The sequence below is a fragment of the Exiguobacterium sp. s83 genome (assembly GCF_018617095.1).
GTDB lineage: Bacteria > Bacillota > Bacilli > Exiguobacteriales > Exiguobacteriaceae > Exiguobacterium > Exiguobacterium profundum.
This window is the reverse complement of the sequence record NZ_JACSJP010000002.1, coordinates 268,342-290,931: the sequence shown is the minus strand read 5'-3', so window position 1 is coordinate 290,931 and position 22,590 is coordinate 268,342. Positions and strand designations below refer to the sequence as shown.

General features: G+C 49.2%; 21 protein-coding genes, 1 riboswitch and 1 other annotated feature. Of the genes, 12 read left to right on the top strand and 9 right to left on the bottom strand.

The window, feature by feature from the left end; all coding sequences use genetic code 11:
* Nucleotide 1 precedes the first annotated feature (1 nt).
* Both KNO73_RS10875 and KNO73_RS10870 read right to left on the bottom strand, forming a co-directional pair.
* Entirely contained in the window at nucleotides 2-2,467 is a 2,466-nt protein-coding gene (locus KNO73_RS10875; protein ID WP_215112481.1) for a CoA-disulfide reductase, read from the bottom strand.
* Nucleotides 2,464-2,769, bottom strand: coding sequence for a rhodanese-like domain-containing protein (locus KNO73_RS10870; protein WP_015880530.1), 306 nt, complete (start codon nucleotides 2,767-2,769; stop codon nucleotides 2,464-2,466). The genes KNO73_RS10875 and KNO73_RS10870 overlap by 4 nt, the downstream gene beginning before the upstream one ends.
* Before the next feature lie 277 nt (nucleotides 2,770-3,046).
* On the opposite strand from KNO73_RS10870, the gene KNO73_RS10865 reads away from it, so the two are divergent.
* The 3 genes from KNO73_RS10865 (at nucleotide 3,047) to KNO73_RS10855 (ending at nucleotide 4,847) form a co-directional block, all read left to right on the top strand.
* Nucleotides 3,047-3,313: a metal-sensitive transcriptional regulator gene (locus tag KNO73_RS10865; protein WP_015880529.1), complete on the top strand. Its 267-nt coding sequence runs from the start codon at nucleotides 3,047-3,049 to the stop codon at nucleotides 3,311-3,313.
* Nucleotides 3,314-3,380: 67 nt separating this feature from the next.
* Nucleotides 3,381-3,812, top strand: a complete 432-nt coding sequence (locus KNO73_RS10860) for a type III secretion system chaperone family protein (protein WP_015880528.1) — start codon at nucleotides 3,381-3,383, stop codon at nucleotides 3,810-3,812.
* A gap of 90 nt (nucleotides 3,813-3,902) precedes the next feature.
* Entirely contained in the window at nucleotides 3,903-4,847 is a 945-nt protein-coding gene (locus tag KNO73_RS10855; protein ID WP_240499775.1) for a DUF4003 family protein, read from the top strand.
* A gap of 21 nt (nucleotides 4,848-4,868) precedes the next feature.
* Here the strand turns inward: KNO73_RS10855 and KNO73_RS10850 are convergent, their stop codons facing one another.
* The 4 genes from KNO73_RS10850 to KNO73_RS10835 form a co-directional block, all read right to left on the bottom strand.
* Nucleotides 4,869-5,591 carry a YwiC-like family protein gene (locus KNO73_RS10850; RefSeq protein WP_215112480.1) on the bottom strand — a complete coding sequence of 241 codons (723 nt, stop codon included), beginning with the start codon at nucleotides 5,589-5,591 and terminating at the stop codon, nucleotides 4,869-4,871.
* A gap of 80 nt (nucleotides 5,592-5,671) precedes the next feature.
* The gene (locus tag KNO73_RS10845; protein WP_078146144.1) at nucleotides 5,672-6,313 is read right to left on the bottom strand and encodes a YitT family protein; all 642 of its coding nucleotides are present in this window, start codon (nucleotides 6,311-6,313) and stop codon (nucleotides 5,672-5,674) included.
* 248 nt (nucleotides 6,314-6,561) lie between these two features.
* Nucleotides 6,562-8,685 carry an MMPL family transporter gene (locus KNO73_RS10840; RefSeq protein WP_214873687.1) on the bottom strand — a complete coding sequence of 708 codons (2,124 nt, stop codon included), beginning with the start codon at nucleotides 8,683-8,685 and terminating at the stop codon, nucleotides 6,562-6,564.
* A 91-nt stretch (nucleotides 8,686-8,776) separates the two neighbouring features.
* Nucleotides 8,777-9,577: a hypothetical protein gene (locus KNO73_RS10835; protein ID WP_214812643.1), complete on the bottom strand. Its 801-nt coding sequence runs from the start codon at nucleotides 9,575-9,577 to the stop codon at nucleotides 8,777-8,779.
* Between the two features lie 130 nt (nucleotides 9,578-9,707).
* Between KNO73_RS10835 and KNO73_RS10830 the strand changes: the two genes are divergently transcribed.
* Nucleotides 9,708-9,872 (top strand): YycC family protein, encoded by a 165-nt coding sequence (locus KNO73_RS10830; protein ID WP_214873683.1) that lies wholly within the window; start codon nucleotides 9,708-9,710, stop codon nucleotides 9,870-9,872.
* 14 nt (nucleotides 9,873-9,886) lie between these two features.
* Here the strand turns inward: KNO73_RS10830 and pulA are convergent, their stop codons facing one another.
* Entirely contained in the window at nucleotides 9,887-11,884 is a 1,998-nt protein-coding gene (gene pulA / locus KNO73_RS10825; protein ID WP_215112479.1) for a type I pullulanase, read from the bottom strand.
* A gap of 68 nt (nucleotides 11,885-11,952) precedes the next feature.
* On the opposite strand from pulA, the gene KNO73_RS10820 reads away from it, so the two are divergent.
* The 3 genes from KNO73_RS10820 to KNO73_RS15105 all read left to right on the top strand — a co-directional run bounded on the left by KNO73_RS10820 (nucleotide 11,953) and on the right by KNO73_RS15105 (nucleotide 13,437).
* A complete protein-coding gene (locus KNO73_RS10820) occupies nucleotides 11,953-12,444 on the top strand; it encodes a YajQ family cyclic di-GMP-binding protein (RefSeq protein ID WP_015880519.1) in 492 nt (163 codons plus the stop codon).
* Complete coding sequence (locus tag KNO73_RS10815) at nucleotides 12,441-13,019, top strand: metallophosphoesterase family protein (RefSeq protein ID WP_214685149.1); 579 nt, start codon at nucleotides 12,441-12,443, stop codon at nucleotides 13,017-13,019. The genes KNO73_RS10820 and KNO73_RS10815 overlap by 4 nt, the downstream gene beginning before the upstream one ends.
* Before the next feature lie 283 nt (nucleotides 13,020-13,302).
* Nucleotides 13,303-13,437 (top strand): hypothetical protein, encoded by a 135-nt coding sequence (locus KNO73_RS15105; protein ID WP_285222575.1) that lies wholly within the window; start codon nucleotides 13,303-13,305, stop codon nucleotides 13,435-13,437.
* A gap of 116 nt (nucleotides 13,438-13,553) precedes the next feature.
* Here the strand turns inward: KNO73_RS15105 and argS are convergent, their stop codons facing one another.
* Complete coding sequence (argS, locus tag KNO73_RS10810; RefSeq protein WP_215112478.1) at nucleotides 13,554-15,236, bottom strand: arginine--tRNA ligase; 1,683 nt, start codon at nucleotides 15,234-15,236, stop codon at nucleotides 13,554-13,556.
* Between the two features lie 57 nt (nucleotides 15,237-15,293).
* Nucleotides 15,294-15,505 (bottom strand) — a binding site (T-box leader).
* Between the two features lie 154 nt (nucleotides 15,506-15,659).
* On the opposite strand from argS, the gene KNO73_RS10805 reads away from it, so the two are divergent.
* Both KNO73_RS10805 and KNO73_RS10800 read left to right on the top strand, forming a co-directional pair.
* Nucleotides 15,660-17,339 carry a GGDEF domain-containing protein gene (locus tag KNO73_RS10805; protein WP_214685145.1) on the top strand — a complete coding sequence of 560 codons (1,680 nt, stop codon included), beginning with the start codon at nucleotides 15,660-15,662 and terminating at the stop codon, nucleotides 17,337-17,339.
* A gap of 98 nt (nucleotides 17,340-17,437) precedes the next feature.
* Nucleotides 17,438-17,533: riboswitch (SAM riboswitch) on the top strand.
* A 67-nt stretch (nucleotides 17,534-17,600) separates the two neighbouring features.
* On the top strand, nucleotides 17,601-18,884 hold the full coding sequence (locus KNO73_RS10800; RefSeq protein ID WP_196430354.1) for a Na+/H+ antiporter NhaC family protein: 1,284 nt from the start codon (nucleotides 17,601-17,603) through the stop codon (nucleotides 18,882-18,884).
* A gap of 17 nt (nucleotides 18,885-18,901) precedes the next feature.
* Here KNO73_RS10800 and KNO73_RS10795 read toward each other — a convergent pair whose 3' ends face one another.
* Nucleotides 18,902-19,546, bottom strand: coding sequence for a TVP38/TMEM64 family protein (locus tag KNO73_RS10795; RefSeq protein ID WP_215112477.1), 645 nt, complete (start codon nucleotides 19,544-19,546; stop codon nucleotides 18,902-18,904).
* 225 nt (nucleotides 19,547-19,771) lie between these two features.
* Between KNO73_RS10795 and trhO the strand changes: the two genes are divergently transcribed.
* The 3 genes from trhO to KNO73_RS10780 all read left to right on the top strand — a co-directional run bounded on the left by trhO (nucleotide 19,772) and on the right by KNO73_RS10780 (nucleotide 22,572).
* Nucleotides 19,772-20,713 (top strand): oxygen-dependent tRNA uridine(34) hydroxylase TrhO, encoded by a 942-nt coding sequence (gene trhO / locus KNO73_RS10790; RefSeq protein WP_214685141.1) that lies wholly within the window; start codon nucleotides 19,772-19,774, stop codon nucleotides 20,711-20,713.
* Between the two features lie 118 nt (nucleotides 20,714-20,831).
* Nucleotides 20,832-21,257: a divergent PAP2 family protein gene (locus tag KNO73_RS10785; protein WP_143180200.1), complete on the top strand. Its 426-nt coding sequence runs from the start codon at nucleotides 20,832-20,834 to the stop codon at nucleotides 21,255-21,257.
* Between the two features lie 91 nt (nucleotides 21,258-21,348).
* Nucleotides 21,349-22,572, top strand: coding sequence for a PucR family transcriptional regulator (locus KNO73_RS10780; protein ID WP_214685137.1), 1,224 nt, complete (start codon nucleotides 21,349-21,351; stop codon nucleotides 22,570-22,572).
* Nucleotides 22,573-22,590: the final 18 nt, after the last annotated feature.

Genomic DNA, 22,590 nt, shown 5'->3' with positions numbered 1-22,590 from the left:
TTTAGATAAAGAGGTTTAGGTTACCGCCTTCTGCTGCGCCGAGATACGCTGCCACACCACCAAGGTCGACCCCATCAATCAACTCTTCTTCTTTGATCCCCATGACATCCATTGACATCGTGCAAGCTACCATTTTCACGCCCGCTTCTTGCGCCGACTTGATCATTTCTTCGACAGAAGGAACGTTCTTATCGCTCATGACTTTCTTCATCATTTTTTGACCGACACCACCGAAGTTCATGTTCGAAAGTGGAAGTTCGCCGGCATGCCCTGGCATCATCATGCCGAACATTTTCTCAAGACCTTGCTTTTTCACTTCCGGCGCGTCCGGTTTGCGGATGACGTTGAGTCCCCAGAATGTGAAGAACATCGTCACGTCTTTCCCCATGGCGGCAGCACCTTGCGCAATGATGAGGGATGCGAGTGCGCGATCGAGGTCTCCGCTGAAGACGACCATTGATGCACCGTCTCCTGCTGGTGCGCCCGCTTGTGGTACAGCCGGACCTTGTCCTTTTTGAAGGATGGCTTCAACGCGTCCGTTCACGAATTGTTTCGAGACGAGTTTGTTTCCTGTCTTCTTCGCCCATGCTTCGATGTCTGCGAAGAATCCTGGGTCACTCGCGAGCACGCGGAGCGTTTCGCCTTCTCCGAGTTCTGCGACTTTCTTATTTACTTCTAAAATAGGTCCCGGGCATTGTAGACCACATGTGTCTAACACGACCGCTTCCCCGATTGGTGCATTTGTCATTTGTGTTGGCTCCTCTTCTACAACGGTAGCCGCTGTTTCATTTGATGTGTTCGCTTCTTCAAGCGCCTCGAAATCACGATTGATTTGCGACCACGTCTTGTAGCCACCGCTCAAGTTTTTCACCTTGAAGCCGTTTTGACGTAAGATGCGTGATGCGAGATAGCCACGAAGACCGACTTGGCACGTCACGTAAATGGTTTCATTCCGGTCGTAGTTGTCCAAGTTTTCTCGTAATGAGTTGAGTGGTACATTGATCGACCCTGGAATCTTTCCGAGTTCATGCTCGGATTCATCTCGAACGTCTAATAACGTCGCTCCATTTTCCACGAGCTCATCGATTTCATCCCAATGCACGACTTCATTGTCACCGTGGACGACGTTCGACGCGACATACCCGATCATATTGACCGGATCTTTCGCCGAGCTGAACGGTGGTGCGTAACTGAGCTCAAGGTCAGGTAGATCGAGGACTGTCAAACCGCCCTTCATCGCCGTCGCAATGACGTCGATGCGTTTGTCGACTCCATTGATCCCAACGCCTTGCGCACCGTAAATCTCACCCGTTGTCGGATGGAACAAGAGTTTGAGTGACACCGGCGTCGATCCTGGATAATAACCCGCATGCGAACCGGGATGTACATGTACAGCCTCATACGTCTTACCAGCCGCCTTCAACCGTTTTTCATTCCATCCTGTCGATGCGACCGTCATATCAAACACTTTGGCGATTCCCGTTCCCATCGTTCCGTTATATTTCACGTCACGACCGTTAATGATATCGGCAACGAGACGGCCTTGACGGTTCGCTGGCCATGCGAGTGGCACGACAGTTGGCTCTTGGAAGACATAGTCGAGTACTTCGACCGCGTCCCCGATCGCGTAAATCGACGGGTCAGATGTCATCATTTTTTCGTTTACTCGGATTGCCCCGCGCGTACCTGTTTCAAGTCCTGCTTCACGCGCAATCGTCGACTCTGGTGTAACCCCGATCGACATGATGACCATATCTGTATCGATGACACGACCGCTCGTCAAATGCACCTTCTTCCCTTTTTCAGAGAATGAAGAAACACCATCAGACAATTGAAGCTCGACGCCGTGAAGACGTAAGTGTTCATGGATCGGCGCCACCATCTCACGATCGAGTGGTGTCATGACTTGGTCTGCCATCTCGACGAGCGTCACCTCAACGCCACGCTCACGTAAGTTTTCTGCCATCTCGATCCCGATAAAGCCTCCACCAATCACGGTCGCATGCTTCGGCGCCTTGTCATCGACGTAGCCACGGATTTTATCTGTATCCGGAATGTTGCGAAGCGTGAAGATGTCTTCTGCCTCGTCGATTCCAGGGATGTTTGGACGAATCGGTTTCGCTCCCGGTGACAAGATGAGGACGTCGTATGACTCGTCATACGTTTCGCCTGTTTGGACGTGTTTCACCGTCACCGTTTTCTCGTCACGGTTGATTTTGACGACTTCCGTCAAATTGCGGATATCGAGTTGGAAACGCTTGTTCATCCCTTCAACGGTTTGAACGAGGAGTTTTTGACGGTCTTGGATAACGTCCCCGATATAATATGGAAGACCACAGTTCGCGAACGAGATGTACTCTCCACGGTCGAACATGACGATGTGATCCTCTTCATTCAAACGACGGAGTCGTGCAGCTGCAGATGCACCACCTGCCACCCCACCGACGATTACGATTTTTTTACTCATTGTCCATTTCCTCCTCTGACGACTTCTCCTGGCCAACTCATCAAGCCATCTTCTATATTGACCACTTTATAGCCTTTCGCCTCCATTTGCCAAGTCGCTTGCGTGCTACGCGCACCTGAGCGGCAAAGAACGACATATTCTTCAGCTGGATCGAGCGTGTCGATCCACTCTGTCATTTCGGATAACGGATAGTTTTTCGCGCCTTCAATATGTGCTTCTTGAAACTCGTCACGTTCTCGGACGTCGACGATATTTACAGGCACTTCAAAGTCCATTTGACGTTTTAAAGCGGATGCTTTCATCGTTGATCTACCTTTCTTTTTTCAATTCAATTTATACCATTCGGCTTGGTTGCTGGCGTTCAACAAGTTTGTGATTTGTTGAACATTTCGCTTCCGCGTCATTAATATACCCCCTTAGGTATTTAATTGCAAGAAATAAGTTTGACGAAATGTCGAATTTTTCAACATCATCCATTTGGATAGTTGATGCTCGACACATACTCCCCCATGTATTAAGATGAGCCTACACAATAAATAGTTGGGTAACTGAACAATTTTTCCTATAGAGGTGAATGATATGGAACCGTATGTATACGATGCAAAAGTATTGAATCGCATGAAACGAGTGGAAGGACAAATTCGTGCCATCATCCGGATGATGGAGGAAGGAAAAGAATGTCGCGATGTCGTGACGCAATTAAGTGCCGCACGTTCCGCACTCGATCGCGCTTCGACTATCATTGTGGCTAAGAACTTGGAACAATGTATCATCACCGCTCAAGCAGATGGCGAAGATACGTCCGAAACGGTGGAAGAAGCCATTAAAATGTTGATGAAACGCTAGTTCCCCTTGCTTTCCCTGTCCAAATGGGAGAAAGTTAGAGTAACGACTTACTAAGGGGGATTTCCTTGTGAACTTCGAAGAAAAAGTAGAATCATTTAGAGCGCTCGCCGCTGAACGTAACATGACGTTCAAAGAGAGCGACACTGAAACGCACGTCACGTTCTTGACGCGTGAAACAACAAAATCCGGGGCTCAGCCCGTTATGATTATCGCTTTTAACAAAAAGACGACAGATGCTGAGTTGTACGCTGCTACCGTCACGCACGTCCCAGATTACGTAGAAGATTTACCGATTCTTAATGCCTTGAACGAGTTCAACCAGGAGTTCAAATACTTCCGTTGTGTACTCGACAGCGATCGCGATGTCACACTCGCCTCGACACTCGACCTCGACCTCGGTTTCTCACCAGAGATCATCTTGCAACATTCATTCATGATGTTCCAAGCGGCCGACGAAGTGAACGAGTACATGCAGAAGTTGTATACGCAAGTCCAATAACAAACAGCCGCCCCGGACGAATCCAGGGCGGCTGTTTTTGAATCATTCTTTCGAGCGGACTCGTATAAGGAGAAAAAGGAGGAATTGCTGATGATGACACGTTACACCCATTACCTCGAAGCACTCGAAGGAATCAGGGGGGCGACAAAATGGTTCACTGACGATTTCCGACGTTTGATGGCAATCAACTACGCCATGCACGATGCCCCGTTCGATTCGAAACGGTTCGAACACGCTCAAGCGGTTCTGAAACAAAAGACCGGCATGTTCTCAAAATTTCGCGGCAGCAATAATTTCGTCTGGCTGTCGTTTCTCGACGCCAAGTATGAAGACATCGAACCGGCCATCGACGAGGTACTCCGGCTCGACACGTTGCTCGACCGAAAGCACTTCCGCTTCAGTATGTTACGGCCCTTTATCGCGAGCCAACTGATTAACGTTGATGAGCCCGAACGCCGACTCGACGAGGCGAGCGCACTCTATCAGACGTTCAAACGAAATCATCCTTGGCTGACGAGTGAAGAAGACCTGTTGTCCGCCCTCGTTCTCGTTCAAGCGTTCGATGACCACGATGCGTTGAGTCAACGGATTGAGACGTATTATGAAGCGTTGAAAGCACAGCTCCCCCGCTCGAACGAACTCCAACTCGTCTCGCACTTATTCGCCTTTAGTGAGTTATCACCAGATGAGGTCGTCACCCGCTTCTTGGATTGGCACAACTGGCTAAAAAAACAATCCATCGCCGTCAAAAATGAACATCTGCCACCGCTCGCCCTGTTGGCCATCGTCGCGGTCCCGAACGACAATGACGAACGCGACCTGATTGACATCACGAACGCGGAGAAGGAAAAACATCGCTGGTTCCACACACACGCGTTGACCGTCGCCTTGCAACTCGTCGCGGCAAACAACATCAAGGAAGACGCGAGCGATTTACTGTTGCACGGCACGTTCGCGCATTTGCTCGCCATGCAACAAGCTGCGACGGCTGCCGCAACCGTGGCCATCATCTCGAGCACCGCTTCAAGCGACTAAAAAAAGAAGGGTTCCCCCTTCTTAAGAAAATAAATACCAGCTGAGACACCCGAGCACGAACACCGAATTGGCAATTTCGACGATCCCGATCTTCATGATAGGGATCTTTTTACCGTAGAAGACAACCGCTCGGATTAGGCTTGGTGCGTAAGCGAGCGTGAGTAACGGATACCCAAGGACGATGAAAACGGCGACGAGCAAGCCGTGATATCCCCAAGACAGATTGCGATACGACACACTCTTCTTCTCTCGAATCATCGTCTTGACGAAAAAGATACTCCCGAGGAAATAGAGGTACGGCAAGACGAATACCCACACCATCGTCGCGTCGAGCGTACGCGCGCCTAGGTAATAGCTCGCCATCCCACCGATGCAAAACGAGGTGACGGCGCTGACGTCATTCCAGACGTTGCGCTCGTCCTTGATTTTGGCGAAATAGGCGTTCACCAAACCAAACGGAATCATCGCGAGGACGAACCAGACGAGACGCCATTCGGACAGAAACACCGGGATGGCGGCGACGGTGGCAATCGTCAAATACGTGATGACCGTGCGCAACATCTGCTGCGATTTTTTCCGTTGCTTGATGAATTGGAACAAGAAAAATGTGCCCATATAGACGAACAGCCAGGCGATGGCGAACGGGATGTGCGCGAGTGTCCAGCCGCCGACAATGCCGCCGAGTAAGAACGGTAAGATGAGCATCGACCAAGCGCCGTGTTGTTTTGGAATCATCCATTTCATGTGACTCCCTCCTTCTACGTTCAGTGTAGAAGAAAGACGGCTATAAAACTGTGATAAATTTTACAAAACAAAAAACGATCTCAGGCGAGATCGTTTTTTGGTGAAAGTTTGGGTTTGATGACCGCCGGCTTGGTATGTTCAACCACGTCGTCCGCCAACATCTTCGTGACGACCCGACCTGCGATCGAGACCGCGACGAGCGTATACAGTGCATTCGACAATGGTAAATAGATGAGCGAGATCGCCAAGACGATGACATCAAACGTGATGAGAATCGTACCGACCGACACGCCTGTCCATTTCGATAGACCTAAGGCGAATAAATCATCGCCTCCGGTCGCCCCGCCTGACTTCAAGACAAGACCGAGACCATATCCGGTCACAATCCCACTCGCGATGGCAGCGAACAACGTCGCTGGCCATACTTGAATCTCAAACGTGAGCAAGTCGAGACGGTCCCACATCGCATAACTAAGCGACAAGGACGAAGCGGCTAGTACCGCTTGCCCGACAAAACGCCATCCTTTCCACCATACAGCGACGATAAAAAATGGGATGTCGAGCACGATCATCGAAATCGCCGGGTCGATATCAAATAAATAACGACCGAGTAGCGATAAACCGACGAACCCGCCTTCCGCCAAACCAAACTGTTCATTCAAATAATAATAACCGAACGCCATGATCAGCGTTCCGAGCACTATGGTAGCAACTCGTTTCATTCCGATTGTCCTCCCCGTTCTTGACGGAGAGGAGGATCCTCAGTCGTAGCTGCGGTTCCATCTGTTCCATCTCCGATCTTCCGTTTGTTGATTGATACACGTGTAAGCGATCAGTCAACGCTAGAAGTCCGGAAGTTGGAACAGAGGCCATGTCCTCTCGGTATCCATAAAGACCTTCCTTTCTCAAATTGCGCGTAATCTTGTACGTAGTTTACCACACATTTTGATTCAGTTCATGAATTTTACCTTTAGTGCATGTTACGTTTCGGTAAATCTTTCTTTCCGAACCACCACCAGTTCCAATCCCCGAACAGTTTCATGAGAGACGGAACGAGCAGGATCCGGATGATGGTCGCATCAATGAAGATGGCGAGCGCAATCCCCACGCCGAGCTGTTTGATCGGGCTCACACCCGTGAAGGCGAACGCACCCGTCACGACGATCATAATGATGGCGGCTGAAGTGATGATTTTACTCGTCTTCGCAAGCCCCATCTCCGTCGCATAGTCATTGTCGCCTGTCTCGCGGTAATATTCCTCGATTCGCGAAACAAGAAATACCTCATAGTCCATCGACAATCCAAAGACGAGTGAGAAGATGAACACCGGTGTCAAAATACTGATTGTTTCTGCATCGTACACATAACCTGATTCAAAAATGATGACGAGTAAACCGAACGTCGCCCCAAGACCAAGCACGTTCATGAGAATCGCCTTGATTGGAATCAAGATGGATCGGAACGCCCACATGAGGATGAAGAAGGTTGCCAAGATGACGGTGATGACCGCATAGGGAATGCTGTCATAAATCTCATCATAAATCTCTTCATTGAAGGCTGCCGGTCCGCCGACTTCAAACCCTTTGTCTCGCCAATCGCGTACGAATGCTTGCGCTTCTTTATCGCTCGGAGGTACGTCGAAGCTGACATTCACGAGCGCCAAATCTGTATTCCCATCAAGGGTCACAAGTCGCTCAAGCGGGGCGAGTTGTTCGGGCGCCGCTTCGACGAGTTGCGTAAACGTCTCAGGGGTCAATCCGGATGTCGTTAAGAAAGTCGAGACGTTATCGACAATATCGACCTCGTTTAACTCATCTGTGAGACTCGTCAATTCCTCTAAAATCATCGGATCGGTCAAATCGTTCGCTTCGAATAAAAGGACCGCATCGGTCGAGTTATCCCCAAACACATCGTCCCACCGTTCGAGCGCCGCTCGTGATTCATAGGAAGTCGGGAGCGCATCGGCGTCCGGAATGTTCAACTCTAGGTCGCGCACGAACCAAAGACTCGGGAGTAGAATCAACAAAGCAATGAGCGTCATCGTCACCGGACGTCTCATCACGAAGCGAGCAAGCTTTTGCCAGCGCTTTTCAGATTTCGTCTCATCTGTCTTGATGATTCGTCCTTTATTTAAGGCGTCACCGACTAAGTAAAGTGATGATGGCAACAGAGTCAGTGCAGATAGCACGGCCCCCGCGACGGCAATGAGCGCACCGAGCGCGACCGCTTGGAAGACATCCACCTGAATAAAGAGTAGACCGGCCAACCCGACAAAGACACATAGACCTGAAAAGAGAATCGAGCGTCCCGCCGTCGCTACCGTCCGGACAATCGCCTCTTCTCTCGATTGCCCGCGCATCAACTCTTCACGGTAACGGTTGACGAGTAACAGTGAAAAATCAATCCCAAGCGCAATCGCAATCATGGCGACGGCATTGAGAACAAAGATAGATAATTCCATGTTTTGTGCAAAAAAGAATAGAGATCCCGCTGCCACAATAAAGGTAATCAACCCGACAAGTAACGGCATGAGCGCGGCGAGCGGTGTGCCGAAAACAAGCAACAACACGAGAAGCGCGACCGGAATCCCAATCAACTCCGCTCGAATCAAGTCATTTTTCGAAGCTTCGTTTAAGTCATCCGCAAAGACCGGTTCTCCCGTCAAGCGGACTTCGGTATCCGTATCAACGATGAGCGCGTCTCGGACGGCATCGATTGAGGATTCCGCCGCATCATAATCTTCGAATTCCAGCACGAAATAGGACACATCCCCTGAACGCGCGTCCGGATTCTCCGCCGGGGTAATCACGCCGTCAATTGAAGGAGTCGCATCAAAGCGGTCTTGTTGTTCGTCCATGACCGCCTCCAGATTTCCTCCTTCAAATAAGACGATCATTGAAGCACCTGCTCGATCAAATCGTTCATTTAACGTATCTTCTACCTGTTGGAAACGTCCGTCTTGAATGGCAAATCCGTTTCCTCTCAACTCACCCGGGAGCTGTAGCCCGAAATAAACTGAACCCGCGAGTAAAATCGCCCATATGAGTAATACGCCATACCGAAAACGAACCAACTGCCTACCTAACCATTCCATTGATGTCACTCCTCCCTGTCTATCCATCTACTTCCCGTTTCTCGATTCATTCATCATCACTTCACAAAAAATTCCTGAACCTAGGTTCGGTTCAGGACTCTTGTCGTTCAAAGACTTGAAGCCAGCTATGACAAAATCGAGGTGGTGCGGACAAGACGACGAGTCGATCCCCTCGTTCATCTAACAGCATTACCTTCAATAATTGGTTGTCTGCACACACGCTTGAGCAAAATAATTCTTCCTCTCGATGAAACAGTTGGAACGACTCTGTCGATGTGATCGCCGTCGTTTCTCCCACTTGATCGAGAATGACCGTGTCGCGGTTTCCTTCGTATGGAATGCGCCAGGTTTCTTTCGTCTTCACATTTTCAACTAAAAAATGATGAGTTCGTTCATCGAACAATGTCACACACGTTTCAGGTGTGAATCGTTCAAAATCATACGTCCCTTGATACGCTAGCTCGATGATGTTCCCAAAGACAGGGACTTCTTCATAGCGGCTATATCGAAACGTATGATCATGGAGGTTCAAGGCTACGACATCCGATTCGGCTGAATATAAGAAGATGTCATCGCCTTGCCAATAGTGCAAATTGCTAAACCAGTCTCCGTTGAATCGTTGAGGGATCGCATACGTCTCCATCTGTCCTCGTTGTAAATCAATGACTCCGTAAAGTCCTTTTTCCTGGAACCATGCCACGGCACGTCTTGCATTCGGCTCCACATATAGGGCGCACGGTGTCCATTTCCAGTCGATCTCCCAGCGAATTTGAGACGACTCGTCAAAGAACATAAATCCCGTTTGCGCCAAGTACAACATCCAACCTTCACCTACACGTTCTAACCATTCGATCGTTTGATGAAATTGAAAGTCTGCTGTTTGTTCGTACATTTGATCACTTCCTAATTTCAGCTTAGCAACCACCGAAGCGAAATTCGATTTTGAATGTGTTCATTCAACACATTTTCGATTTTCCTGTATACTGACGGTAAAGACATATCGTTTAGAAAGGAGACCACCAATGCGTCCATTACAACTATCACCAGAGACCGCAGTTGAACTCGCAAAAAAATTAAACGTCCCCCTCGAGGAACTGATGCATATGCCAAAACACATCCTCGTTCAAAAAATGATGCAACTCGAGGCATCTCAAACAGAGGAAGAGACACCAAAGGAGACGGATTAACGTCTCCTTTTTGGTTACTGCTCTTTGCGTTTGCGCTTTCTCGATACATACCAGAGACCACCGATTACGGCGAGTGCTGCACCACCGGCCACAGCGTACTTGCTGTAATCTGGGCGACGTTCGGTTACGACTAGTGTCGAGAGTGGAGCGACCGTCATATAACGGTCCTCGACTTGACGTGGCGCCGTCAGATTAACGGTATGGTCCTCCACGTTCACCTCGAACTTGCCAGATGGAAGTTTGACCTCAACCGCCTCCTCGAGTGCGTTGTGGTAGACGATATGTCGTTCTACATATCCTTCCACATGACGGCTCAATTCAAAGGCAATCACACCCTCTGCTTCATCAAAGAAACGCAAGTGTTTGCGAATCTGTTCCGTGTTTTCGAGTCGGAAGAGCGGATACTGCTTACGCAGACGCAAGAGGCCTTTCACATATTCCACACTTGGCGCTTCTTGCTCCGCCCGGTTCCAGTCCATACGGTTGATGACTTCGCCTGAATTAAAGCTATTCTCATCCCCGTCTTTTGTCCGGAAAAATTCCTGTCCACTGTGAAGGAATGGAATCCCTTGACTCAGGAGCACAATCGACGTCGCCAAACGGTGGCGACGGCGACGTGTCGTCTCGTCATCTTCCGGATTCGTCACGGATAACTTGTCCCAAAGCGTCAAATTATCATGACATTCTACATAGTTGACGACCTGGTTCGGCTCATCAGCGAAACTTTGGCTCGTGATGCCACCAGCAATCCCACGTTTCACGTCTGCTGTCATGTCCGTGTTGCCGCTCACCCAGCCCGGTAAGTCTTCGATAAAGACGTCTCCGCGGACACCGTCTCGAATCCCATCATTGAATTGGGCGATGCGTGGCATCTTATGCGCATTATGTTGATTCGCTTTTTCACGAACCGGGAGCGGCGTATCCAAGTCCCAGCCTTCCCCGATGACAAGAATCGATGGGTCGACTCGATCGAGCGCTTTCCGAATCTGATTCATCGTTTTGACGTCATGGAGTCCCATCAAATCAAAACGGAACCCGTCAATCATGAATTCTTTCGCCCAGTACGTGACACACTCGACCATGAGCTTACGCATCATCGTACGCTCAGAGGCCGTGTCATTCCCACATGCCGAACCATCCGCGAGTGTCCCGTCTTCATTTAAGCGATAGTAATAATCCGGGACGAATTGACCGAGCGGTGTCGTCAACGCATCGTACGTATGATTGAAGACGACGTCCATGATGACCCGGATGCCCCGATCGTGGAGCGCTTGAATCATTGCCTTCAATTCGACAATTCGCGACGCCGGATCATCTGCCGACGAGGCGTAAGAACCTTCAACCGCAAAGTAATGAACCGGATCGTAGCCCCAGTTATAGTTGTCTTCCCCTTCACGTGACTCATTCACCGAGCCGTAGTCAAAGAACGGCATCAATTGAAGATGTGTGATTCCGAGCGAGGTGATGTAATCGAGTCCTGTCGGGTAACCGCTCGTGGTCGTCGTACCCGTCTCGGTCATCCCTAAGAACTTCCCACGGTGCGTCGCCCCACTCTCTGGGTGACTCGTCAAATCGCGGACGTGCGCCTCATAGATGACCGCCTCTTGTGAAGAATTGAATAGCGGACGTTCTTTGATCCAATGGTCCGGGTTCAAGGATGCCGGGTCAAGTAGACATCCACGCTTCCCATTCACTCCGACGACTTTCGCATACGGATCGAGCGACTCCACTTTCTTCCCATCAATCAGCGCTTCAAATACATAAAATTGACCTTCGAATAAGGCACGGTCGAGTTCGATCACCCACGTCCCCTTCTCAGCCGGCTCGAGCTCGAGTCGTTCAAACTTACGGGCACGGGCTGTTCGATATAACTTGACCGACATCTGTTCCGCTACCGGAGACCAAACTCGTAGTCGAATCTGTTCCCCTTTGAACGTCACCCCTAGGTCTTTCCCGTGATAGGCAACGTGATCTAAGTCTGCATGTGTGTGTTGATCCATTGTACGTTCCATCTCTTCACTCCTTCACTGCTTCAAATCTGCTATCATTATAACAAAACCACACAAAGGATGGATGAAACATGGCAAAAGACAATTCTTTCGATATCGTGTCCGAAATGAATCTTGAAGAAGTGAAGAACGCGATCCAAATCGCAGAAAAGGAAATTTTGAACCGCTACGACTTTAAAGGCTCAAAGAGTGAGATGTCGCTCGACAATGGCGACCTCGTCCTCATCTCGGATGACGACTATAAACTCGAGCAATTAAAAGACGTCTTGATCACAAAATTGATCAAACGCGGTGTCCCGACGAAAAACCTCGACTATCAAAAAGTAGAGAACGCACTCGGCGGAACGGTTCGCCAACGTGTGAAATTGAAAAGCGGCATCGACAAAGATGACGCGAAAAAAATCAACAACGCCATCAAGGAATCAAAACTAAAAGTCAAATCGCAAATCCAGGACGACCAAATTCGCGTGACAGGTAAGTCGCGTGACGATCTTCAGGCCGTCATGCAACTCGTACGTGAACTCGAGTTGTCCGTCGATGCCCAATTTACGAACTTCCGATGAAACTCGCCATCATCAGTGACCCACACGGTTCGTTTGATGATTTGAAGGCCGTTCTCGATGATGTCCGGCGAGAAACCGAGCACATTCTCTGTCTCGGGGATCTATATGAATGCCACATCGGGAAAAAACGACGTCACCAACGCTTTCATCATGTGGAAGACGTCGTGACGTATGATCCGAATTACGAAGCGCTACTCACATTTCCGAGTCTACGTGGTAATCAGGAAGAGCGAATCGACGAGGTGCTCGTCATCGACCATCCCGTGAAAACACGGATTTCCTTATTGCCGGAACAGACGACTCTCGAGGAAGCCCGCTTTTTACATGGGCATCAAGTCAAATGGAACGAAGACTGGGAACCGGTTGTCGAGAAAGGGAAATATCCACTCGTCTTCATCGGACATAGTCACATCCCCGGGATTTACCGAAAAGGAAAATCCTTGCCGTGGGAAATCGGGACACCGTTCCATTTGAAGAAAAAACGATATGTCATCAACGTCGGTGCTGTCATATTCGATCGGGAATGGTGTCTCTATGATACGGAAGCCCGGACGGTGACGCGGATGAAAGCGTGAATACAAAAAGGACCTCAATTTTTGAGGTCCAGGCTGTTGATGAACCAGATTGCATCTTGCAATCTGGTCCATCTTTTTTTGTGGGTTTCGATTTCTTGGGGCGTTCTGCCCCAAGAAATTGAAGACGTATTATGAGACGGTCCTTTCCAATCAACAGGTTAGGCAACTTTTTATGCTTTGTACAGTGACTGAAGCCAGATTGGCGCGTTGAACCTTCTCGATTCCGTCTGGTTCGCTTCATGTCGTTTTCAGGATTGAAGCGTTACATGTCGGATTCCTTCTTTTGATGATTTTTTCGGCCATCGAGGCCTTAGAAAAAGACAAACGGCCGTCAGATGACGACCGTTTGCGTTGCTCGCCCGACGGCGTCCCGACTCCGACAGGAAAGCAATCCGACGGAGACCCAGCAGCGACCTAGGTCGCGATGCGGCTCCGGGATTGCCTGCGGAAAGCGTGGGCGCCGGAAAGGCGAGCGATATAATTTATGTTAGTCAACAAGCTGGGCCTCAATTTTTTGAGGTCCTTTCGTCTGTCTTACATTTCTTCCGGCGCTTCGACACCGAGTAAACGGAGCCCTTCTGTCAATACGAGCGTCACTGCCTTGACGAGAGCGAGACGCGATTGTTTGCTCGCATCTTCCTCTAGGACGCGGACGTGACCGTAGTACTTGTTGAACGCTTGCGCGAGGTCGAGTACATAGCGGCTGATGATGGATGGTTCGCGGCGTTCATGTGCACGCGTGATGACGTGTGGGAACGCATTGAGCATCGTGACGACACCCCATGAATAGTCATCGTCTGCACCAGTGAATGGTGAGCCGTCATAGTTTCCTTTACGAAGGAGTGAGTTCGCACGAGCATTCGTGTATTGAACGTAAGGCCCTGTCTCTCCTTCGAACTTGAGCATGCTGTCGAGATCGAACTCGATGTTGTTGATGCGTTCGTTTTTCAAATCGTGGAAGACGACCGCGCCGACACCGACCATGCGTGCGACGTCTTCTGCGTTCGCAAGATCCGGGTTCTTCTGCTCGATATTCGCCTGCGCTTTCTCGATCGCCTCTTTCAAGACTTCTTCAAGAAGGACGATGCGTCCTTTACGTGTCGACATCTTCTTCCCTTCTTGCAAGATCAAGCCGAACGGTACGTGATGCATGCCATCGACAAAGTCATATCCAAGCTTACGAAGGACCGAGAAGAGTTGTTTGAAATGGAGCGCCTGTTCGCCACCGACGACATAGTTCGCTTGTACGAAGTTGTACGTCTCGTAACGATAGATCGCTGCTGCCAAGTCGCGTGTCGCGTACAATGTCGCGCCATCTTTCTTCTTGATCAAGCAAGGTGGCAAGTTCTCCTCTTCGAGCGAGACGACCATCGCGCCCTCACTTTCGACTAAGAGATTTTTCGCTTCGAGCATCTCGACGACGCGTGCCATTTTATCGTTATAGAACGCTTCCCCGTTGAAGCTTTCGAATTTCACACCGAGGAGGTCATATACTTTTTGGAACTCTTTAAGTGACTCGTCACGGAACCACTTCCAAAGCTCTGTCGCTTCCGCATCACCATCTTCAAGCTTTTTGAACCAAGCACGACCTTCGTCTTCGAGTTCTGGTTGTGTCTTCGCCTCTTCGTGGAAATGGACGTATAATTTTAAGAGTTCTGCGATCGGGTTGGCGCGTACCGCTTCCTCATCGCCCCACTTCTTGTAGGCGACCATCAATTTCCCAAACTGAGTGCCCCAGTCTCCAAGGTGGTTGACGCCGACGACGTCATATCCGTTTTTACGTGCGATTTGGTTGATTGCATTCCCAATCACCGTCGAACGCAAGTGACCCATCGAGAACGGCTTCGCAATGTTTGGTGACGAGAAGTCCGTCACAATCGTTTCATTGCGTGCCTCGTGTGTTGCATACTCTGATTTTTCCTCAAGCACCGTGTTGATGATTTCTTTTGATACGACATCACGGCTCAAGAAGACGTTGACGTAAGGTCCCGCCGCCTCCACTTTCGTGAACAATTCATCGTTCAATTCATTTGCGATATCTGTCGCAATCATGACAGGTGCTTTCCGGTAAGCTTTCGCCAATTGGAAACACGGGAACGCGAGGTCACCGTGCGCCTCGTGTTTTGGCTTCTCAATCAATGCTTCAATTTGGTCAATCGTGAGTTCTTCACCGATGACACGGGATAGTGCTTCTGCATACTTGCGTTCATAACTCATCTGTATGTCCTCCTTCTTCAATAACAACTCATAAAAAAAACGCCCTTTGCATAGATGCAAAGAGACGGGAATTCCCGCGGTACCACTCTTCTTGCCTGCATGATGCAGACCGCTTTATGGTGATAACGGTTCCCTCCGGCTATGCCTACTCTCGTTTCGGATAGCATCTCAAAAGTGCGTTTCGCGACGTTTGTCAGCCCAGGCTCTCACCAATCCCCAGGTCGCTTTGTTGACTAAACCATCGTTACTCTCTTTTTCATCGACTTTCGTCTATGCGGTTGAAAAGCAACTTCATTATAGAGGATATTCCCTGTATACTCAATGCTAGAATTCAAGCATGATAAAAGAAAGGCAGGACTCGCAAGAAATCATGACGAATCTTTACTATTATATCTTGAAATGTCCCATGCTAGGAGGGAACACATGAACCACTTTCGCAAGATGTCCGTGCTCGGTTGGAGCATATGGAGTGTTTTGTTCTGCTTCACCATCGGATTATTTACATTGGATGTGCTGCACGCCCCGACCATTGATCCGTTGTCCTTTATTTTAATCTCATTACTCGTCATCATCTTTCAACTCGATTCAATCGAAGTCAAAGGTGTGTACTTCACATTCTCTGAGAGTATCGTATTAATTCTTTTTCTATTCTTTGGATTTGAAACCGCACTCATCGTCAACCAGATTGGATTATTCGTCTTTCAATTCGCCAATTTGAGACCAAAAGTCGCCATACGCCGTTTTCGCTTCACCTATCCGTGGAACGCCATTACGGCATACTTAGAAATTGTCATTCCCGCTACCGTCTATCTCGCCCTCGGTGGGGTAACCGGCCTTGATTTTTATTCGCAAGAATCGTTTGTACCGCTTGCCGGGTTATTCTTTGCTATCTTGTTAAATACCGTATTTCAAAAATATCAGGTGAGATGGTGGTTCCGCGTCGATATCGCATTGAGCGACTTCATGAAAATCGCTTTCTACACATATGTCGTCAGTTTGATCTTCATCTTAGCGGCAGCGTTCTTCCGAGAGACGAATTTACTTGTCGTCAGTAGCATCGCGGCAGCGTTGACCTTCTTCATCAAACGACTTCTCATTCAAAAGGGACGACAGGATGCGTATAAATCTCTGATTGAACAGTACGACGAAGCGAAAGAAGCCGTCTCTTTATCACAGAGCGAAGCACAAGCCATTGAAGTCTTTTTAAGTCAGTGTGAACAATTGAACCATTACGATGAAGGATATATCGAGTTCAAACTGTTTGATCGCACACTCTACTTCGACTTGAAGACACGTCAACCGATTGATCGCCCCGTCGTATTTGCGCTACTGGATATCAGTCAACCTGTCGAGCCGGTCCTTGACTACGAGATGCGATTTGAGTGGGATGCCTCATTGTCTGACGCTTTTCATGACGACTACCACAGCTTCGTCTCGATTCGTTCGGAAGAGATTGAGGGAATTCGCACATGGATCGTGATGACGGGTGAACGCGTATATGGATATCCGAAGATTATCCAACATGAAATCATCAAGTTGCTCAAATCGTTCAATCGGACCATCAGCCGTTGTCATGAACGAGATCGTCTGTATACCGAGAGCCGGACGGATAGTTTGACTCTCCTCGCCAATGCCCGCGCCTTCTACGAATACGGGATTCAACAAATATCCGACATCTCGATGTATCCGATCTCGGTCGCCATGCTCGACATCGATTTCTTTAAAAAAATCAATGATACGTATGGCCATCAAGTCGGTGACCAAGTGTTGCAGGAATTTGGTCGACGTATCCGGCAAGCCCTTCGCGCTGATGACTTTGCCGCCCGTTATGGTGGGGAAGAGTTTATCTTGCTTCTCAATCATTGTGACATGTCTCAAGCCGTTGACATTGCAGAAAGAATTCGCCAGCAAATCGAAGCGAAACCGTTCCTTGTCGATCATCACGAGGTTTCTGTGACCGCGTCCATCGGGGTCGATACAATCGATGCGTTTGGAAATAAGCGCTTAGACGATACGATTCGAAACGCGGACCGTGCGCTATATGTCGGTGGGAAATATGCGGGACGTAACCGCGTGGCGCACTTCAACAATTTAACGACGTAAACTCCCCTTTCTCACATCGAATTGGGGAGTTTTTAAGTTGACAAGCAGATTTGAAACAGGTACGTTAGGGAACGTGTTTACTAATTGGATAGATTCACTTTTTATCGAGAGAGACGGAGGGACTGGCCCTGTGAAGTCTCGGCAGCGGGGAACCTGTGCCAAATCCAGCGGGCGTATTGCTCGAAAGATGAAAAGGGTATTTCGCACGAAGGACCTTTTTCTTAAGAAAGGGTCCTTTTTATTTTTAGTGAGGTGATTATTTTGGAACAACCAACAGCAAACAAATGGGCACTCTTGCCGTTACTCGTCTTCTTACTCTTCTTCATCGGGGCGGGTGTCTATTACGGAGACTTTTATAAGTTTCCGGTACTCGTCGCAGCCATCATCGCCTTGATGGTTGCGGCATTCATGACAAAAGGAAGTGCCACCCAAACCGTCGAGCGCATCGCGCAAGGAGCCGGCAATCCGGGCATCATCATCATGATTTTCATTTTCTTACTGGCTGGCGCCTTTTCAACGGTAGCGGAAGCCATCGGTGCCATCGACGCGACGGTCAACGCTGCCTTGACTTTATTACCGCCCTCGCTTCTCTTGAGTGGACTCTTCGTCATCGCCGCTTTCATTTCAATGGCGATGGGAACGTCGACGGGTACAATTGCGGCACTTGCACCGATCGCCCTCGGTATCCATGAAGAGAGTGGCGTCAATGTCGCCATCGCTGCCGCAGCCGTTGTCGGAGGGGCGATGTTCGGGGACAATCTCTCGTTCATCTCGGACACGACGATCGCTGCCGTCCGGACGCAACGAACGAACATGCGTGATAAATTCCGCACGAACTTCTGGATCGTGCTACCTGCTGCCATCATCACGACGGTTTTACTCGCCGTCTTGTCAAATGGGGAGTCAACGGTCGATGTCGCCGCATTCGAATGGTACAAACTGATTCCGTATCTTGCCGTCATCGGACTCGCATTGACAGGACTGAACGTCATTTTGGTTCTGTTAGGCGGCATCACGCTCACCGGCATCATCGGTCTCCTAGATGGAAGCCTATCCGTCACGGCGTTTGTGACAGCTATTGCGGACGGGATGATTGGCATGGCCGAAATTTCATTCCTGACATTACTCATGGGTGGACTCGTCGGTCTCATCTCACACAACGGCGGACTCACGTATTTACGTGACGCGTTGACATCTCGTATTCAAAAACGTGCCGGTGCCGAATGGAGCATCGCTGGACTTGTCAGTGCGACAAACGTAGCGACGGCGAACAATACGATTTCCATTCTCGTAGCCGGTCCACTTGCAGCGAACATCGCGGACGAGTATGACATCGAACGGAAGAAATCAGCGAGCGTACTCGATATCTTCTCATGTGGTGTACAAGGAATTCTCCCATATGGAGCACAACTTCTCATCGCCGCAGAGTTGACGAAGACCGCTTCGCCGGACCTCGTCCCGTTCATGTTTTATCCGTTCCTCCTCTTTATTTGTGGAGGAATCGCCATCGCATTCAATTTCCCGCGTTTCAAAAAACAGTCATAAGTGAAAACACCCCTTGTTCAAAGGGGTGTTTGTCGTTTGGTTATCATTTCTTGTTTCAACTGCTCGTTGCGTTTCTTGAACGCCCGTCGTTTGAGCACTTCTTCAAGTCCTCGACTGATGGCCCATAATACGATGAGGAGCAGACCGAGCATGGATAAGCGAAACGGGCTTTGGATAAATTCTTCCCACTGGTCCCCAATGACAGAAAAAATCACGACGACGAGCAGTTTCCCGAATCCTGCCGCCATGATGAACGTACGGAGCGGCATCTGAATGAGCGCCAATAAATACGTGATCAAACTGACCGGGATGAATGGAAGAGAATATAAGAATCCGAGTGAGATCGGACTCATATGATTGACGCGTTCTAACCAATAGACCGCCGCCTTATGTTTCTCGAGCCAGCGTGTCATCGGTTTGCGGAACACATAACGGACGGCTGCAAAGACGACGATCGTTCCAAGAAGGTTCCCAATCCAGGATAAGAGGACCCCTAACAGAAAGCCGTATGTCGCCGCATTCGCAGAGATGATTAAAACGAGTGGTAAAAATGGAAAAATCGCTTCTAAAAACGGTGCACCTAGACCGGCCCATGGACCACCAGGCAAACTTTGAAGCCATTCGATCAATTGGATAATGTACTGTTGGAGAGAATTTAGCATAGTCGTTCCACCTTCAACTTTCGTTACTACTCTATTACCCGAATTCAATTTTCAAGACGCATCTCCCTGCATTCGTCAAAAAAAATTAAAAACCATTTGCGAAAATTCGTCGTGATATTTATCATATAATAATGGACTTGTGGTTGCAGGCAAGTCTATTCGTCGAACGACACAACCCAACGTTCGTTTTCCTGCAAAAAACTGAACACAGGGGAGCAACACAACATGGAAACAAAACCAATGCGGGTCTTGTTGTACTATAAGTACGTCAACATCGAAGACCCAGAAACACTCACGCAAGAACATTTGAAGTATTGTAAGGACCTCGGCATCAAAGGACGCATCTTGATTTCCTCCGAAGGAATCAACGGGACGTGCTCTGGTACTTGGGAGCAAACCGAGCAGTACATGAATGACTTGAAAGCAAACCCTCTCTTCAGCGATATCGAGTTCAAAATCGATGAAGTCGAAGAGCATGCCTTCAAGAAAATTTTTGTCCGTCACAAGAAAGAGCTCGTGACGTGGCGCTTTGATGGCGAGTTTGATGTACCGAAACAACACGGTGCATACCTTGAACCAGCAGAATGGAAAGAGATGATGAATCGTGATGATGTCGTCATCCTCGACGTTCGTAACAACTACGAGTACGAACTTGGTCACTTTAAAAATGCGATCAAAATCGATGTAGAGGCTTCACGTTACATGCCGGAATGGCTCGAAGAGAACAAGGACCTCTACGAAGGGAAAACACTTCTCACGTACTGTACCGGTGGCGTCCGTTGCGAGAAATTTACAGCATATATGCGTGACCTTGGTCACGACAACATCTTCCACCTTAAAGGTGGCGTCGCGATGTATGGTAAGGATGAAGCGACAAAAGGAGAAGACTGGGAAGGCGAGCTCTACGTCTTTGACGAGCGCATCAACGTCCCGGTTAACTCCGTGAACCCATCTGTCGTCTCACACTGTATGCACTGTGGGACCGAGACGGTTCGTTACGTTAATTGTGCTAACCCGGAGTGCAATGTACAGCATTTCTGTTGTGAAGAGTGTGAACCAAAACAAATGCGTTCATGCTCGAAGGAGTGTCAAGAACACCCACGCAACCGTTATATCATCGATAACATTGCAGAGAAACTTCAGGAAACTGAAGGAGTAGTCGGGTAACAAAAATCGACCAGAAGATGTCTTGGAGAACGTGTCCAAGACATCTTTTTTTGACGAAATCTTAACGTCTAGCTTGCTCCTCTTTCGGGTATATTGAAGATACTATGTCAGACAGGAAGTGAATGCACGTATGTTTAACGAACCTTTACTCGCCGCGATTCTCGCTTGGTTTATCGCCCAAGCGGCCAAGCTCGTAACTGAACTCATTAAAACAAGAGATTTTGAAATTGAAATCATGTTCGCTTCAGGCGGCATGCCGAGTTCGCACTCGTCCACCGTCGTCGCACTCGCTACGGCAATCGGGCGAATGGAAGGCATTGACTCAAGTCTATTCGCTCTCGCTGTCGTCTTTGCCACCATCGTCATGTATGATGCGACCGGAGTTCGGCAGGCGGTCGGTTTCCAAGCACGGCTCTTGAACGATTATTTCAAAGGAATCAAACATGAGACCCCGCTCTTGAATGAGCTTGTCGGCCATACGCCGTTCCAGGTTATCGTCGGAGCGCTACTCGGTCTCGTCGTCGGATTGTTTTTCCCAATGTAATGGAACAAGGTATGTCATTTCTCACACTCTTGATTCTTTTTGTGAAGTTTCACAAAGAAGAAGTTATACTCAAGAGAGAGGAGGAATCGACATGCCTTTTTTGCAGAAATCTTACGAGTCACTCGATACACTCGCCGAAGCCATCGGACAAGCGATTCGAGCACCAATCACGATCGAGAACCGCCACCACCAATTGCTCGCCTATAGCACCCACCCCGATTCGACCGACCCGGCCAGGATTGCGACCATCATCGGGCGTCGTGTCCCAGAAGCCGTCATCGAAGATCTATGGGAGAGTGGCATTTTACAAGAAGTCATCGACCAAGATGAACCCGTCGTCATCCCGGCCCGTCTCGCCGTCGGTCTCGGAGAACGCGCAGCCATCGTCATCAAACAACATGATGAAGTACTCGGCTATATTTGGAGCTTGGCTCGGACGAATCCGTTCAGCACTCAAGAACTAGCTATCCTGCAAGAAGGGGCAACCATCGCCAAAAAATTACTGATGACCATTGCGATGCATGAGCGGCGAATCAGCGCCGAGCTCGAGCGCTTCTTATTAGATGTACTCGCTTCCCCGACTCTCACGGATGCCAATCGTGAACGGTTGAACGAGCTTGCCCCGATTGCTGTCGCCAGTCGGTTGACGGTCATCGAATGCGCTCAACCGATCACCCCTCAACTTGCGGAACGCCTTCACTATGTGCTCGCGACGCAAGAGGCCATTGAAGTCGTTTTACATGCCATCGACGGTCAGCAGCTACTCGTCTGGCACTATATGAAGTCTGAACTCTCCGATGAAGAGACCGCACTCATTGCCTGGGCGGAACGATTCGAACAATTGCTTCAAGACAAGTTCAGCGAATCCGAACCACACCTTGGCATCAGTCGACGTTTTTTCGAAAGTGACATGTTATATGCCGCAGCGGAAGAAGCGCGACGGGTGACCACGCTGCGTCGCAAGTTCCCGCTCGAACTCTCGACTTCCCGTGCATTTGAGCAGATCGGCATTTATCAACTCGTCCCGGAACTCGCTCGGCGTATCGGGCTCCGACTTGAAACCCATCCGACCGTCGAACGGTTGCAACATTATGACTCATCCCATCAGACCGAACTCGTGAAGACACTCGAATGGTATTTTTATTTTGATGGGAACGTCAAACGAGTCGCCGCCCATCTTCATATCCATCCGAATACCGTTCTGTATCGGATTCGCCGCATCGAAGAGTTGACGAATATCACGCAAGTTTCCTTACCCGAACGGTCCATGATTTATTTAGCCATTAAGGCTGGTCAATATCGATTAGAAGACTAGACGTTTGCTTTGTGATTT